This is a genomic window from Kitasatospora gansuensis, from assembly GCF_014203705.1.
Classification (GTDB): domain Bacteria; phylum Actinomycetota; class Actinomycetes; order Streptomycetales; family Streptomycetaceae; genus Kitasatospora; species Kitasatospora gansuensis.
Window position 1 is genome coordinate 3,075,335 of record NZ_JACHJR010000001.1, and the last position, 15,284, is coordinate 3,090,618.

A 15,284-nucleotide genomic window follows, 5' to 3' on the forward strand; every position below is an offset into this window, starting at 1 on the left:
CACCTATTCCAGGTGGTCGTCCTCCGGGTCCAGCTCGAACCAGACCACCTTGCCCATGCCCTCGGCCCTGGCGCCCCAGCGCAGCGCCAGCCGGCGGACCAGCTCCAGGCCCCGGCCGCCCTCGTCCGCCTCGGCGGCGTGCCGCTCCCGGGGCGGGTCGGGCAGCGGGTCGGAGATCTCCACCAGCAGGGTCTCGCCGAGGGTGAGCCGGACGCCGATCGGGGCGCTGGCGTACCGGACCGAGTTCGTCACCAGCTCGCTGACCAGCAGCTCGGCGGTGTCGGTGAGGTGCTCGACCTCCCACTCGGCGAGCGTGCCGCGGACCAGCCGCCGGGCCCGGGAGACCGCGGTGGGCTCGGCGGGCAGCGTCCAGCCGGCCGTCGGGATGCCCGCCCGGCCCCGGCCGAGCCGGGCCAGCAGCAGCGCCACGTCGTCGGGTTCGCGGCCCTGCTCCATGGTGTCCAGGACGGCCTCGCAGGCCTGCTGGATCGAGGCGTACGGCTGCTCCAGCACGGACAGCAGCCGCCCGAGGCCGACGTCCAGGTCCTTGTCCCGGCTCTCCACCAGACCGTCGGTGCAGAGCACCAGCAGGCTGCCCTCGGGAATCTCCAGCTCGATCGACTCGAACGGCACACCACCGACGCCGAGCGGGGCCCCGGACGGCAGGTCGAGGATCTGGCCGACCCCGCCGGGCAGCGCGCTGCCGACCCGGGACGGCTCGTCCACCGCCTCCTTGGGCACGATCAGGATCGGCGGGATGTGGCCCGCCTTGGTCGCGGTCAGCCGCTGGGTGGACGGGTCGAAGACGGCGTACACGCAGGTGGCGAGCAGCGCCTCGTCCGGGCCCTGGGCCAGGTCGTCGGTCAGCTCGTGGACGTGCCGGAGCAGCACCTCGGGCGGCAGGTCGAGGCCGGCCAGGGTGCGCACCGCGGTGCGCAGCCGTCCCATCGTGGCGGCCGCCCGCAGGCCGTGGCCCATCACGTCGCCGACCACCAACGCGGTCCGGCCGTCCGGCAGCGGGATGACGTCGAACCAGTCGCCGCCGACCTCGGTGCCGCTGCTGCCCGGCACGTACCGGTAGGCGACCTCGACCCCGGCGGGCTGCGGGACCTGCTGCGGCAGCAGGGTGCGCTGCAGGGTGAGCGCGGCGGTCCGCTCCCGGGCGTACAGCCGGGCGTTGTCCAGCGAGCTGCCCGCGCGGTCGGCCAGCTCGACGCTGAACGCCAGGTCGTCCCGGTCGAAGCCCTCCCGGTACCCGGCCCGGCTGATCACCAGCAGGCCGATCACGATCCCCCTGGCCCGCAGCGGGACCACCAGCCTGGAGTGCACGCCGAGGTCGTGCGCGGCCTGCACCTTGGGGTCGCCCGGGTAGGTCAGATCACTCAACTCCTCGGGCCCGGAGAGCAGTTCGGGGACACCGGTGCGGAGCGCCCGGCCGAAGGCGGAGTCGTCGGCGAAGGTGATCCTGGCTCCCCGGCGGAGCATCACCTCGACCTCCGGGGCGTCCTGCACCGAGGCGGTGCCGAGCTGGAGCAGCGAGGTCCTGCGGTCGTGGCCGTGCCGGGGCAGGTCGTCGCCGTGCGCGACCGCCTGCAGCAGGATCACCGCCGCGTAGTCGGCCAGCCTGGGCACCACCGCGCTGGCCAGCTCCTGCGCGATCCGGGTGGCGTCCAGCAGGTCGCCGACCCGGGAGCCGAACTCGTTGAGCAGCGAGAGCCTGCGCCGGGCGTGCTCGACCTTGGCCACCGCCCGGTACCGCTCGGTCACGTCCATCACCGTCCCGGAGATCCCGAGCACCCGGCCGGCCCGGTCGGTCATCCGGCTGTACGAGATCGACCGGAAGCCGCCGGAGCGGGCGGTCACCGGGGAGGCCAGCGTGACGTCGATGACCGGCTCACCGGTGGCCAGCACCTGCCGCTGGATCGCGGTGATCTCGTCGGCGGCCCGCTCGGGCAGCGTCTCGCCGGTGGTCCGGCCGACGTGCTCCTCGGCCGGGACGCCGTTCATCTCGGCCAGCGTGTGGTTGACGGCGGTGTAGCGCAGCTCGGTGTCCAGGATCGCGATGCCCAGCGGGGACTGCTCGAACAGCGCGTCCCGCACCGCGAGGTCGCGCTCGACCGCCCGCAGCGCACCGGCCTCCGCCAGCGCCACCTGCAGGAACGGGGTGCCGTCGCCGTCCACCAGCAGCGAGATCCTGGCCTCCACCCCGACCTCGCCGTCGTCCCGGTGCCGCAACGAGGTGAAGCCCTGCCAGTGGCCGTTCCGCAGCGTCGCCTGGATCGCCACCCTGACCCGGCCCACCAGGTCCTGATCCGGGATCAGCTCGTCGATCCGGCGGCCCACCAGCAGCTCGCTCGGCCAGCCGAGCAGCTCCTCGGCGGCCGGACTCCAGAGCACCACCCGGCCGGAGGTGTCCAGGATCGAGATGGCCACCTTCACCACGTCGAACAGGCTGCCCTCGGCGCGCTCGCCGAACGCCTCCACCGGGGCCCGGTCCAGGCCCGGGTACGGTGCGGTCGGGCCGCCCCTGGCGCTCCCCGTACGGGGTTCGGCGGGCGGACGCGGGGCCTGGGTGGCGCCGGGCCGGGCGGCGGGTTTCGGGGTGATCCGGCGCAGGCGGGCCCGGGCCGAGGCGCTGCCGACCGTCCTGGGCCGTGGGGTCGCGCCCGCACCGGCGACCGCCGGTCGCGGCCCCCGCCGGGAGGCTCCGTCCGCGGGCGGCTGCTCTCCGCCGTCGTTACCCGTGCTCGACACCGACCGCCTCACCTATGGTGACGAATACTGCCGAAAAGTGACATACCCAACAGAACGCCAGGCTACCCCGGCGAACGGGTCGGCTTTTCCGATTGATCTACCTGGCCCAACCGGCGTTCTTGGCAGATGCTCAGCCGTCTGCGGTCCAGGGGCTCGGCGGCTGTGCTGTCTGCAGGGCGCCCGGTTGCACTATCCAGGGGCTCGGGGAACTGCGAGGAGATCTGGCGTTCGGGTCACTGCGAAAGTGCCTGACCACCCCTGCACGGATCACCTTTTTCGAGGTCGGCGTCGCAGTTCCCCGAGCCCCTGGACCGTAGACGGCTGGGGCTAGTGCAAAAGGTCCGCGACGTGCGGTAGCACCTCGCGGTCGTGGGTCAGCCAGTCGACCGTGGTGAGGTCGGTGGGGCCGAGCCAGCGGAGTTGGTCGTGGTCCTGGAGGGGCTGGGGGTCACCGGTGACCAGTTCGGCGGCCCAGATCCGGAGTTCGAGGCCGGGGCGGACCAGCCAGCTGCCGGGCAGGCGGTGCAGCGCGCGGGCCCGTACCCCGAGCTCCTCGTGGAGCTCGCGCTCCAGGGCCTCCGGTTCGGTCTCCCCCGGCTCGGCCTTGCCGCCCGGGAACTCCCAGCCGCCCGCCACCTCGGGCGGGGCGCTGCGCCGGGCGGCCAGCACCCGGCCCCGGTGGATGAGTGCGCCGCCCACCACGATCCGGTTGGGCACGGCCTCCACCCAGTACAGCTGCTTGTGCCCCCGGGCCTCGAACTCGGCGGCCAGCGCCTCGGCCTCCGGCCGGGCCAGCTCGGCGGCGACCAGGAAGCGGTTGCCGTTGTCGTCCTGTCGCATCACCCGGTACGTGCCCATGGCCACAGCCTAGAGCCGCGGGTGGCAGCGGCCCGGCCCGGTGGGGGGCGGGCCGGGCCAGGTGCTGTCCGTAAGCTATGGCCGCTCTGCTACCACCGGGTACGTCCACGGTTAACGGGAGGTAAGCGGTGCGCCAGCTCGAACTAACGCACCCGGGCCAGCACTTCGCCGCTCGGCACGGCGAACCAGCCGTCCGGGTCGGCGGCCCAGCGCCGCCAGCCCGCGGCGATCCTGGCCAGCTCCTCGGGGGTGGCGTAGCCGTACGCCACGGCCGTGTCCGCGATGCCGGAGCCGACCACCCGGTCCGCCCAGCTGTCGCCCCACCAGTCGCGCTGCTCGGCCGTGGCGTACGTCCAGTTGGAGGAGGAGCACTCGACCGTGTCGAACCCGGCCGCCCTGGCCCAGGCCGCCAGCCGGCGCCCGGCGTTCGGCTCGCCGCCGTTGGAGCGGGCGACCCGCTGGTACAGCGCCATCCAGTCGGCCAGCTCCGGCAGTTCGGGGTACCAGGCCATCGCGGCGTAGTCGGCGTCCCGGAACGCGACCACCCCGCCGGGCGCGGTCACCCGGCGCAGTTCGCGCAGCAGGGTCACCGGGTCGGCCACGTGCTGCAGCACCTGATGGGCGTGCACGACGTCGAACTCCCCGTCGGCGTACGGCAGTCGGTGCGCGTCGACGCTCGCGAAGGTCACGTTGCCGATGCCCCGTCCCGCCACGTGCTCCGCCGCCCTGGCCAGCACCTCGGCCGAGCGGTCCACCGCGACCACCCGCCCGGTCGGGCCGACCAGCTCGGCCAGGTCGGCGGTGATCGTGCCGGGGCCGCAGCCGACGTCCAACAGGGCTTGACCGGCGCGCAGTTCGGGCAGCAGGTAGGCCGCCGAGTTGGCCGCCGTACGGGACCGGTGCGAGCGCAGTACCGAGTCCTGATGGCCGTGGGTGTAGACAGCCTGACGGTCGTTCACGGTGGATTCCCCTCGTCCTGACGGCCCGTTCGCCGCCGTTTCGAGCGTACGCTGATGTCTCGAAGCCTGAGAATATCCATCTCGAATACCAAGACAGGCACGCGACGAGCCGCCAGGTACGGCGCTACAATCGGGCCATGGGAAAGACTTACGAACGGATCGACGGCCGCCTGCGGAAGTTCATCGAGAGTCAGCCGATCTTCTTCACCGCCACCGCCCCGCTGGCCGGGGACGGGCACGTCAACGTCTCCCCCAAGGGCCGGGCCGGCACCCTGGTGGTGCTGGACGAACTCACCCTGGCCTACCTGGACTTCGGCGGCAGCACGGCTGAGACCCTGGCCCACGTACGGGAGAACGGCCGGATCACGCTGATGTGGTGCGCCTTCACCGGCCCGCCCACCGTGGTCCGGGTGCACGGCCGCGGCGAGCCGGTGTTCCGGGACGACCCGCGGTTCGCCGAGCTGCTCGGCCACTTCGACCCGAGCGCCGACGGCAGTGCGCTGCGCTGCATCGTGCTGGTGCACGCCACCCGGGTCAGCGACTCCTGCGGCTTCGCGGTCCCGCTGATGGAGTATCAGGAGGACCGCTCGATGCACGCGGAGTTCTTCGACCGGAAGACCGACGAGGAGTTCGCCACCTACTGCGAGGGCAAGCCGTACATCCCGGTCAGCGTGGACGGTCTGCCCGCCCTGCCGCTGCCGCTGCCGCCCCGGCCCTGACCGGTCCGGACGACGTGACCCCGGCCGGTTCGGGCCGGGGTCGGACGGATGGTCAGCCGATCTCCAGCAGCAGCCCGCCGTCGGCGGCCGGGACCACCCGGACCTGCTCCAGGGTGTCCACCTGCACGGTCGGGCCGAAGGCGCCCGCGCGCGGGCCGACGCCCACCACCCGCATACCGGCCGCCCGGCCCGCCATGATGCCCGCCTCGGAGTCCTCGAAGACCACGCAGTCCGCCGGGTCCACGCCCAGGCCGGCCGCGCCCTTCAGGAAGCCCTCCGGGTCCGGCTTGCTGGCGCCCACCGACTCGGCGGTCACCCGCAGCTCGGGCAGCCGCAGCCCGGCCGCCGTCATCCGGGCCCGGGCCAGCGTCTCGTCCGCCGAGGTGACCAGCGCGTGCGGCAGCCGCTCCAGCGCCGCCAGGAAGACGGCCGCGCCCGGCACCTCGACCACACCGTCCAGGTCGGCGACCTCCTCGGCCAGCATCCGCCGGTTGTCCGCCAGGTTCTGCTCCATCGGGCGCTCCGGCAGCAGGATCGCCATGCTCAGGTGCCCCTGCCGGCCGTGCACCACCCGCATCGCCTCGTCGCCGTCGATGCCGTGCTCGGCCGCCCACCGCCGCCAGCAACGCTCCACCGCCGCCTCGGAGTTCACCAGGGTGCCGTCCATGTCGAGCAGCAGGGCGCGGGCGGGCAGGGTGACAGACATGGGCAGACTCCTCCGAGCGGGTTTGTCATACCAGGCTACAAAACTCAGACCCTGCGCCGGCTGGGGGGTGGGTGAAGGAGCGGCGTTGGGGTGCGTGCCTCGGCGGCGCCGAGGAGGAAGTCCATGCGGAGCATCGGCGACCGACGAGAAGCCGGCGAGGTGCGTGCCCCGGCGCCGCGACGCCGCCCCCCAGCCGGCGCAGGGTCTCAGCCGAGCAGGTGCGCATTGACCTCGCGGGCGGCCTCGGCCAGCTCCGGCAGTTCGACCACCTCGACGCCCGCGGCGGCGAGCAGCGCCGTCCCCTGACAGCCGGTCACGAACAGGTCGGGCTCCCGCCAGGCCAGCACCACCCGGGGCACCCCCGCCGCGATGATCAGCTGCGCGCAGGTGCGCGGCCGGGAGGCCCGTTCCCCGCACGGCTCCAGCGAGCTGTACACGGTCGCGGTCCGCAGCCTCGGGTCGTCGGCGGGCAGCTTGGCGAGCGCGGACTCCTCCGCGTGCACCTTCTCGTCGGTCTCCCGGCTGTACCCCTCGCTGAGCAGCTCGCCGTCCGCCCCGACGATCACCGCCCCGACCGAGAAGGCGGTCTCCGAGAACGGGCAGAGTCGGGACAGTTCGACCGCCCGGGCCAGCCAGTCGGCGTCGGTCTTCACGAGGCGGTCTCCTTGAGGGCGTAGCGGAGCAGCACGACATCACCCACCGTACGGGTCTCCAGCAGTCGCATCCGCCGGGCCGGGCCGCCCGGGAAGGCGGCCGGGCCGACGAACCGGGGCGCGTCCGGCTGCCCGACCAGCAGCGGCGCGACCGCCAGCTGGAGTTCGTCCGCCAGCCCCTCGGCCAGGAACTGGGTGTGCACGCTGCTGCCGCCCTCCACCATCAGCCGCCGCACCCCGCGCGCGCCCAGGTCGTCCAGCACCGCGCCCAGCTCCAGCCGCTCGCCGATCGCCACCACCTCGGCCAGCCCCGCCAGTTCGGCGGCCAGCCGGCCGCTCGCGGCGGAGCCGGTGTACACGATCCGCTCGCCGCCGGTGTGCCAGAAGTTCAGCTCCCTCGGCAGGTCGCCGCTGCCGCTCAGGGTCACCTTGACGGGGTACTCGGACCGCCCGGCCCGGACCCGTTCGGCCCGCCGGGCGGGCGAGTTGACGAGCAGTCGGGGGTTGTCCCGGCGCAGCGTGTTGCCGCCGACCAGGATCGCGTCGCTGCCCGCCCGCAGCTCGTCCACCCGGTCGAAGTCGGCCGGCCCGGAGAGCAGCAAGCGTTCGGGCGAGGCGTCGTCCAGGTACCCGTCGATCGACATCGCGGCGCTCAGCAGGACGTACGGGCGAGGGGCCACGGGACCGGTCCGTTCTCTAGTGATTCCCCGCCACGGTACGACACGGCTAGGGCCTCTCTTTCGGGTCACGTCGGATAGCGGGCGGCGTTGGGGTGCGTGCATCGGCGGTGCCGAGGAGGGAGCCTGATGCAGCGCATCGGCGACCGACGAGAAGCCGGCGAAGGGCCCCTCCTGCCCGATGCCGGGCAAGGAGGGCGCGTGCCCCAACGCCGCCCGCCCGGCGTGACCCGAAAGAGAGGCCCTAGGGGATGATCCGGCGGCGGCGGAGGTCCTCGAAGATCTCCAGGAACCTCGCCCCGGTGTCGACGAACTCGTGGAAGCCGAACCGCCGCGCCTTCGAACCGTCCGCGAACATGTCGTAGTCCCAGGAGAAGACGAAGTCGCCGAACCCCCAGGAGGAGACCTCCTGGTAGCTGTGCGGCGCCAGACCGTGCTCGGCCACCATGGCGTCCCAGAGCGGCTCCTTGTCGGCCATCACCGTGCCGAGCGCGAGCGGCAGGCCGGGGGCGACGTCCAGCTCGAAGAACCCGGCGATCTTCGGCCAGAGTTCGCTCCAGCGGAACAGGTCGCCGTTGTTGATGTTGAACGCCTGGTTGGCGCACCGCTCCTCGGTCGCCGCCCAGACCGTGGCCCGGGCCAGCAGCCCGGCGTCGGTGACCTCCAACAGCGCGTCGTAGGCGCCGGGCTTGCCCGGGAACCGCAGCGGCAGGCCCAGCTGCTTGGACATCGCGGCGTAGACCGCGATCACCATCGCCAGGTTCATCGGGTTGCCGAGCGCGAAGCCGGTCACCACCGAGGGCCGGATCGCCGACCAGGTCCAGTCCTTGCCGAGCTGCCGGGCCGTCAGGAAGGCCTGCTGGTCGTGCATGAACTCGGGCGGCATGAAGTACGGATCGCTCTCCCGGGCCGGGGTCTTGAACGGGCCCAGGTGCGCGCCGTACACCTTGTACCCCTGCATCAGGCTGACGTGCCGCAGCCCGGTCGCCACCGGCTCGACCGCGTCTAGGACGTTGGTCAGCATCGCCAGGTTCGGCGGCACCAGCTCGGCCCAGCTCGGCCGGTCCTGGTACGCGGCGTAGAAGACGTGGGTGACCTCCGTGAGCCCGGCCAGCCGCTCCTTGGTCTCGACCGGGTCGAGCAGGTCCACGCTGAGGTAGCGCACCCGGCCGGCCGGTTCGCCGCCCCGGCGGGACAGCCCGACCACGTCCCAGTCGCCGGTGGCCACCAGGTGGTCGACCAGATTGCGGCCGATCACGCCGTTCGCTCCGACGACCAGGGCGGTCCTCGTGGTCTTCTCCATGACCTCTCCCGGTACTTGACGGTGGCTCCGCCTCCTGCGGGCCCGCCTCGATCCTCCGTTGAGCTGAGGTGATGAGTCCAGGTTCTGTTTCTACTTCCTGTCATAACATCAGCTCATGGTGACGCTGCGGCAGTTGGAGTACCTGGTGACGATCGTGGACCAGGGCTCGTTCACCCGCGCCGCCGAACTCCTGCACGTCACCCAGCCCGCCCTCTCGCACCAGATCCGGGTCCTGGAACGGCAGTTGGGCGGCCCACTGCTGGAACGGCTGCCCCGCCTGATCCGCCTCACCCCGGCCGGCCGCGCGATGCTCCCGCACGCCCGGGCCGCACTCGCCGAGACCCGGCGCGCCGAGCAGGCCGCCCGCCGGACCGCGGGCACCGCGAACGGCGAGGTGGAGCTCGCCACCCTCTACGGCTACAGCCTCGGCCTGCTGCCGGCCGTCCTGCGGGCCTGGCGGCGGCTCCGCCCCGACGTCGGTGTCCGGCTGTTCGAGCACCGGCACGCGGACGAGCTGCGCGACGCGATGGCCGCCGGCCAGGCCGACCTGGCCCTCGGACCGCCGCCACCCGACTGGGCCGGGCCCGTCCACCCCGTCGGCGAGGAGGAGTTCGTGGTGGTGGTCGCGGCCGACGACCCGGTCGCCGCCGACCCCGCCCCCTTCCGGCTGTCCACACTCGCCGACCGCGCCTGGGTCCACTACGCCCCCGGCAACGGCCTCGCCGACCTCCTCGACCAGGCCTGCGCCGCCGCCGGCTTCCAGCCCCGCCCCGCCGTCCGCACCGAACAGACCGCCGCCGCCCCGCTCCTGGCCGCCGCCGGCCTCGGCCCCACCCTCGCCGCCGCCCACGTCATCCCACCCGCCTTCGACGGCCACCTGCTCCACCCCACCCCACCGATCCGCCGCCCCCTCGCGGTCTGGACCCGCACCGATCCCGACCCGCTGACCGCCGCCTTCCGTACCGTCCTGACCCGCGAGGTCACGGCCCGCCTCGCTGTCTGACCCGCCCTCGGGCGGGACCGACTACGCGCCCGCGGCGTCGCCCACAACCAGGGCCCGGATCGCGTGGTGGGTGAGGAGCATCGCCCAGACCTCCTGTTCGACCATGGCCGGGGACTTCGAGCGGAGCACCGGCCGGGCTCGGCCCTGGCGGGCGTCGAGTTCGTCGATCAGGGTGTCGAGGCGCCAGCGCTCGCTGTAGAGCCGGGCCAGATCGGCCGCGGCGGCCCCGGCCGGCTCCAGGATCGAGCAGACCAGGCGCCCGGTCCGGATGCCCGCACGTCGGCCGGAGCGGTCGAAGGCGGGCAGCACGCAGTCGACCACGCGCACCGGGACGAGCCGGTCGGCGGCCGTCGGGCCGGCCAGCCGGGACAGGTAGGAGCCGTCGTCGAGGGCCCGCAACAGGGGCAGGTCCAGGGAGGGCTTCGCCTGCCAGAGCAGATCCGCACCGCGCCCACGGGCCCTGGTCCACAGGTCGTAGGACAGGGCGCCGCGCGAGGCCACCACGAGCTGGCCGGGCCGCAGGGCGGGGAGCACCTCGCGCACCAGGTCGGCATCACCGGAGCCGAGCGCCGCCGCGCAGACCGCGTGGGTGGCGCTCTCGGCGAGCGCCAGAACCTGCACCTGCGGCAGCGCCCGGCCGGCCGCCGCACCGCCGCCGTACGCCTCGCGGTTGTCGGGCGAGTCCGGCACGTCCAGCAGGGCCACGTCGAGCGACATCAGCCGCCACCGGCAGGGGAGCGCGTCGGCCGCACCGAGGGCCGACGGCCCGGCGACCTGCTCGAACAGCCGTCGCAGCGGCCCGGGGCCCAACCGCTGGCGGGCCTTGGTGATCGCCGCCGTGGACGGCACCGACAGCGGCCGCGCCCAGCGGTGCTTGCGGGCCAGTCCGGCCAGCAGCAGCCGCATGACCTCCCCGTACCCGCTGGACGGATAGAGCCACATCGCCAGCGTGAAGTACACGACCGTCCGCGCCGACAGCGCCCGGATCCGCCGCTCGGTCCGTCCGTCCGCCTCGACGGCGCCGTCCACCAGGACTTCCGGCAGCGCCGAGGTCAGGGCGCAGACCCCGAGGAGCTCCGCTAATCGCTCCCCCGGTGCGGGCGACAACTGCCCGGTGCGCGCCATGGTTTCGAGCCCCCAGCCTGGAACGGCCGCCGAGCCGGCGGGTCCGCCTCCCGCGCCGTGGATCACTCGCCGCCGCGCGCCCATGCAACCACGGTCATGTGTTCGATGGAAGCTTTTGAAGCACGAACCATGGAGGAACCGTAAGGAATTCGCGGACGACCCGGCCCGCGAAACCAGGTGCGTGAACGATCCGAACGACCCCGGGCGACAGCGGCCGTACCAGCACGATCACCCTTCATCGCGACGGCCCGCACAGCCCGAACAGCCGTTAAGTTAACGGTTTCTGACCCCTTGTCAGGTCGATCGACGCTATCTACCTTCGTGGATCAGGACCTTGGCCCGGCGGACCCACCGGTCCGTCCCGGCCGCGATCCGCGCCGTCATCGAATGCGCGACCACACCCCCGGAGGCGTCACATGCCCACTGCCGTGCTGGAACTCCTGAAGACCGACGAACTGCGCGACGCGGGACCGCTCGAACTCGACGACGAGGTCATCGTGTTCGAGGACGACGACCGCAGCGACCTCGAGCACACGGCCTGTCTCGCCGACCCGTGGGTCACCGCCACCACCCGCTTCGCCTGCGAGAAGAACTCCTAACGGTGACCGGGCCCATCGCCGGCCGCAGCGGATGGTCCGACGACGTCTGGTCGTACCTGAACGATCCGCGGATGCCGGCGATGGAGCACGGTTGGAAGCTGCACGTCTCGGCCCGGCCCGGTGACCTGGAGACCGTGACCGGTCTCGTCCTGCCGGTGCTGCGGCGGCACGTCTGCCACGCGAAGTTCGCCAAGGATCCGGAGACCCTGCGCGCGATCAACTCCGGGGTGTCCAGCGCCGGTTCGGTCGGCAAGGCGATCACGGTCTACCCCCTGGCGGGCACCGTCGTCGCGATCGCCGAGGAGCTCGTCGCCGTACTGCGCGGCCGGGAGGGCCCGCAGATCGTCAGCGACCGGCGGGTCGATCCGCAGGCCCCCGTCTACTACCGGTACGGGCCTTTCACCGGCGACTACCGGACCGGCCGGAGCGGACGGCTCGAATCGGTCATGACCGGACCGGACGGCCGGATCTTCGACGGCCTGGCCACCGGTTCCTACCGCTGTCCGCCGTGGGCCGAGGATCCTTTCGCCGGCGAACCCGCGCGCATCGGGAAACCGTCCTCGCCCGGATTCGGCGGCGGCCGCTATCGGGTCACCGCCGGCATCGTGCGCAAACCACAGGGCAACGTCTACCGCGCGGTCGACCTCCACTCCGGGCAACCGGTGGTGGTCAAACAGGCGAGGGCCTTCGTGGCCGAGGACGAGTCCGGCGCGGACACCCGGGACCGGCTGCGCAACGAGCTCGCCGTCCTCACCGCGCTCGACTCCGTCTCGGGCGTGCCCAAGGTGGTGGACTACTTCCGGCACCGGTCGGACGAGTACCTGGTGATGAGCAGTTGCGGCGACCGGGACCTGCGCCGGGAGGTCCAGGAGAACGGCCCCTACCGGGAGGCCCCCGCGCTGTCCGGCCTCGCGCTCCGACTCCTGCGCGTCCTGGACGACATCCACGGCCGGGCCGTGGTCGTCCACGACCTCAAGCCCAACAACGTCGTACTCGGCCGGGACGGCGCCTGCCGACTGATCGACTTCGGCATCAGCGCCCTGCACGGCATCGGCCCGGCCGGATCAACTCCCGGCTACAGCAAGCCGGTTGCCCGCGAGACCGGACCGGCCGAGGCCACCGACGACTACTACGCCCTGGGCGCGACCCTGTACTTCGCCGCCACCGGCATGGACCCGGTGATCGTCGACGCCGACGCCGGGACCAACCGCGACCGCACCCTGCTCGGCCTGGCCCGGGCCCTGCCCGGCCCGGAGCACCGGGAGATCGTGGCCGTGCTCACCGACCTGATGAGCTTCGACCCGGCCGTACGGTCCGCGGGCGCCGCCCGGCTGCGCACCGGGGCACCCGGCCGGCCCGCCACGGCCCGGCAGCCCCGGCTCACCGACGGCCTGCTCCAGGAGATCGTCGAGCACACGACCGCGTTCTGCGTCGCCGAGGCACGCAGGATCGCGGACCCGGAGCTCGCCGCGCGCGCGGCCGTCCCGACCCCGGTCGACGTCTACGGCGGAAGCTCCGGGCTGGGCCTGGAACTCCTGCAGCACGCGCACCGGGCCGAGGTACGCGAAACCGTCGACGCGCTCGCGCGGTGGACCGCCGAACAGTCCAGGGCCCTGTCGCCGGGCTTCTACTCGGGGCGCACCGGAGTCGAACTCTTCCTCACGACGGCCGGGTTGGGCCGCCGCTCCGACCTGCTTTCCCTGCCCACCGAAGGACCGGCCGGCGGACCGCCGGAAGCCGACCAGATCGAGGGCATCGCCGGCATCGGCCTCGGCCGCCTGCTGCTGGCCCGACAGGCCCCCTCCACCGCCGACCACCTCGCCGTCGCCGCGCGGTGCCACCGGCTGCTCACCTCCGGCGCCGCCCGGCTGACACCCACCGGCGCCGACACGATCGGCAGCGCCGCCCTGCGCGAAGGCTTCGCCCACGGCGAGGCCGGTGTCACCTACTTCCTGCTCGAATACGCCCACGCGAGCGCTGACTTGGCCGCCCTCGCGCACGCCCGGACGGCCTGCGCCCGCCTCGCCGCCGTCACGCCGGACATCATCGCGGCGGCGACCAGGCCGGGAGCGACCCGCCGCTACGGCTCCTGGTGCCGCGGCCTGGCCGGCCTCGGAGCCGTCCTGGTCCGGGCCGCCGACCGCCTCGACCAGCCGGAGTACCTCACCGTCGCCCAGCAGACCGCCCGCACCTGCACGGCCCTGGCCCCGCGGATGCCGCTGGTCACCCAGTGCTGCGGCCTGTCGGGAGTCGGCGACCTCCTGGTGGACGTCGCGCTGGCCACCGACTCCGAGGAGTTCTGGGTCGCCGCCCGCACAGTCGCCGAGATCGTCCTGACCCGCAGCGGCGGCACCTGGTCGCGCCCCACCTTCCCCAACGCCGACCTGGCCGGCTCATCCGCCACCTGGGCCGGGGGCTCAGCCGGCGTCCTGGGCTTCCTCCGCCGCCTGCAAGCCCACGGTGGCCCCCGTCTCGGCCTCATCGGCTGACCGTCGCAGACACCTCCACCTCATATCCACCATCCGTCCAGCGCGGGCATGACGAAGCGACGGCCCGCCTCTTCACCTGAATGCCCCTGCCACGTTGCCCCCCTTCCACTCCGGCCATCGCATGGGGTGGGGGACATGAGCCCGCACGGGGCCACGGGAAGGCAGGAGAGGGCGCCATGTACGTGCGCAGCATCTATGTAACGGGTGATCCGGCCAAGGTCGACGGGGTCGCAGAAGCGCTCCGGACCGAAGGCCGCGAACTGCTGTCGGCGCAGCCGGGCTTTCGCGGGATGGGGCTGTTCGTCGACCGCGAGCTCGGCAAACTCCTGGTGGGATCGTGGTGGGACGACGAGGCCTCCCGGGAGGCCAGCTACGAGAACCTGGGCAAGCGGCGGGTCGAGCTGATGGCGCCCTTCGCGCAGACCGCGACGGTCGACAACTGGGAAGCGGCGGTCGCCCGGCGTGCGGAGACCCTCGGGCCCGGCGCGGGGTTCCGGCTGGTCCGCATGGACGTCGAGCCGTCCGACATCGACCCGCTGGTGGACACGTTCCGCGACACCCTGCTGCCCAAGATCCAGAAGATCCCCGGGCTGGCCGGCATCTCCCTGCTCGTCGACCGCGACCGGGGCAGAGCCGCTGTCGGCACGCTGTACACCGACCGCGACGCACTCGTGGCATCCCGCGGCGCCGTCGCGGCGGTCCGCGGGGAAGCCGCGGCGAAGGCCCGCGTCACCACCCGCAGCCTCGAGGAATTCGAGGTGGTCCTCGCCACGGCGGTCCCCCACGCCTGACCCCGCGCACCTTCGCGCTTGTCGGCAGACTCGCCATGGACGTACAGTTTCTTGTACGTCCACAGGAGGAGCCGGGCCATGAAGACGATGACCTATTCGGAGTCCCGCGCACGGTACGCCGAGGTGCTCAACGCGGTCACGGACGACCGCGAGGAGATAGTGATCACTCGCGCCGGACGCGAACCGGTGGTCATCGTCTCGCTGGAGGACTACCAGTCGCTCAAGGAGACCGCCTACCTGCTGCGCAGCCCTGCGAACGCCCGACGCCTGCTGGCCTCGATCGACGAGCTGGAGAACGGCGGAGGTACCGTGCGGGAGCTGGCGGCCCCGGAGTGAAGATCACCTTCGCCTCCCAGGCGTGGGAGGACTACCTGTGGTGGCAGGTCCAGGACCGCAAGATCCTCAAGCGGATCAACACCCTCATCGCCGACATCGCGCGCAACGGCAACGAGGGCATCGGCAAGCCCGAACCGCTCAAGCAGGGCTACTGGTCACGCCGGATCAACGACGAGCACCGCCTGGTCCACAAGGTCACCGAGGACTCCGTCCTGATCGCCCAGTGCCGGTACCACTACGAGAGCTGACCCCGCCTGAAACGAAAAGCGGTGCCCGGCCCGCTCACCAGCGGACCGGGCACCGTTTCCGACG

The 15,284-nt window shown here is 73.0% G+C and carries 13 protein-coding genes and 1 pseudogene; 7 read left to right on the top strand and 7 right to left on the bottom strand.

Annotated features, from left to right (window positions below; genetic code table 11):
• Window positions 1–3: 3 nt before the first annotated feature.
• The 3 genes from F4556_RS13465 to F4556_RS13475 all read right to left on the bottom strand — a co-directional run bounded on the left by F4556_RS13465 (window position 4) and on the right by F4556_RS13475 (window position 4,571).
• Window positions 4–2,754, bottom strand: a complete 2,751-nt coding sequence (locus tag F4556_RS13465) for a SpoIIE family protein phosphatase (protein ID WP_313068293.1) — start codon at window positions 2,752–2,754, stop codon at window positions 4–6.
• Window positions 2,755–3,081: 327 nt separating this feature from the next.
• Window positions 3,082–3,612, bottom strand: a complete 531-nt coding sequence (locus F4556_RS13470) for a (deoxy)nucleoside triphosphate pyrophosphohydrolase (RefSeq protein WP_376775691.1) — start codon at window positions 3,610–3,612, stop codon at window positions 3,082–3,084.
• A gap of 143 nt (window positions 3,613–3,755) precedes the next feature.
• Window positions 3,756–4,571: a class I SAM-dependent methyltransferase gene (locus F4556_RS13475; protein WP_184914734.1), complete on the bottom strand. Its 816-nt coding sequence runs from the start codon at window positions 4,569–4,571 to the stop codon at window positions 3,756–3,758.
• Between the two features lie 137 nt (window positions 4,572–4,708).
• On the opposite strand from F4556_RS13475, the gene F4556_RS13480 reads away from it, so the two are divergent.
• Window positions 4,709–5,290: a pyridoxamine 5'-phosphate oxidase family protein gene (locus tag F4556_RS13480; protein ID WP_184914737.1), complete on the top strand. Its 582-nt coding sequence runs from the start codon at window positions 4,709–4,711 to the stop codon at window positions 5,288–5,290.
• A gap of 52 nt (window positions 5,291–5,342) precedes the next feature.
• Here the strand turns inward: F4556_RS13480 and F4556_RS13485 are convergent, their stop codons facing one another.
• From F4556_RS13485 to F4556_RS13500, 3 genes and pseudogenes are all read right to left on the bottom strand, one after another.
• On the bottom strand, window positions 5,343–5,996 hold the full coding sequence (locus F4556_RS13485) for an HAD-IA family hydrolase (protein WP_184914740.1): 654 nt from the start codon (window positions 5,994–5,996) through the stop codon (window positions 5,343–5,345).
• Window positions 5,997–6,202: 206 nt separating this feature from the next.
• A pseudogene (locus F4556_RS37565) lies at window positions 6,203–7,293 on the bottom strand (dihydrofolate reductase family protein).
• A 277-nt stretch (window positions 7,294–7,570) separates the two neighbouring features.
• The gene (locus F4556_RS13500) at window positions 7,571–8,629 is read right to left on the bottom strand and encodes an SDR family oxidoreductase (RefSeq protein WP_184914746.1); all 1,059 of its coding nucleotides are present in this window, start codon (window positions 8,627–8,629) and stop codon (window positions 7,571–7,573) included.
• Window positions 8,630–8,744: 115 nt separating this feature from the next.
• On the opposite strand from F4556_RS13500, the gene F4556_RS13505 reads away from it, so the two are divergent.
• Window positions 8,745–9,632 carry a LysR family transcriptional regulator gene (locus F4556_RS13505; RefSeq protein WP_184914748.1) on the top strand — a complete coding sequence of 296 codons (888 nt, stop codon included), beginning with the start codon at window positions 8,745–8,747 and terminating at the stop codon, window positions 9,630–9,632.
• A 21-nt stretch (window positions 9,633–9,653) separates the two neighbouring features.
• On the opposite strand, the gene F4556_RS13510 is transcribed toward F4556_RS13505, so the two are convergent.
• Complete coding sequence (locus tag F4556_RS13510; protein WP_184914752.1) at window positions 9,654–10,757, bottom strand: IS4 family transposase; 1,104 nt, start codon at window positions 10,755–10,757, stop codon at window positions 9,654–9,656.
• Window positions 10,758–11,173: 416 nt separating this feature from the next.
• Between F4556_RS13510 and F4556_RS13515 the strand changes: the two genes are divergently transcribed.
• From F4556_RS13515 to F4556_RS13535, 5 genes are all read left to right on the top strand, one after another.
• The gene (locus F4556_RS13515; protein ID WP_184914755.1) at window positions 11,174–11,356 is read left to right on the top strand and encodes an SflA family class IV lanthipeptide; all 183 of its coding nucleotides are present in this window, start codon (window positions 11,174–11,176) and stop codon (window positions 11,354–11,356) included.
• Window positions 11,357–11,358: 2 nt separating this feature from the next.
• Complete coding sequence (gene lanL / locus F4556_RS13520) at window positions 11,359–13,845, top strand: class IV lanthionine synthetase LanL (RefSeq protein ID WP_184914757.1); 2,487 nt, start codon at window positions 11,359–11,361, stop codon at window positions 13,843–13,845.
• Window positions 13,846–14,021: 176 nt separating this feature from the next.
• A complete protein-coding gene (locus tag F4556_RS13525) occupies window positions 14,022–14,636 on the top strand; it encodes an antibiotic biosynthesis monooxygenase (protein WP_184914760.1) in 615 nt (204 codons plus the stop codon).
• Window positions 14,637–14,714: 78 nt separating this feature from the next.
• Complete coding sequence (locus tag F4556_RS13530; RefSeq protein ID WP_184914764.1) at window positions 14,715–14,972, top strand: type II toxin-antitoxin system Phd/YefM family antitoxin; 258 nt, start codon at window positions 14,715–14,717, stop codon at window positions 14,970–14,972.
• A complete protein-coding gene (locus tag F4556_RS13535; RefSeq protein ID WP_184914766.1) occupies window positions 14,969–15,220 on the top strand; it encodes a Txe/YoeB family addiction module toxin in 252 nt (83 codons plus the stop codon). The genes F4556_RS13530 and F4556_RS13535 overlap by 4 nt, the downstream gene beginning before the upstream one ends.
• Window positions 15,221–15,284 lie beyond the last annotated feature (64 nt).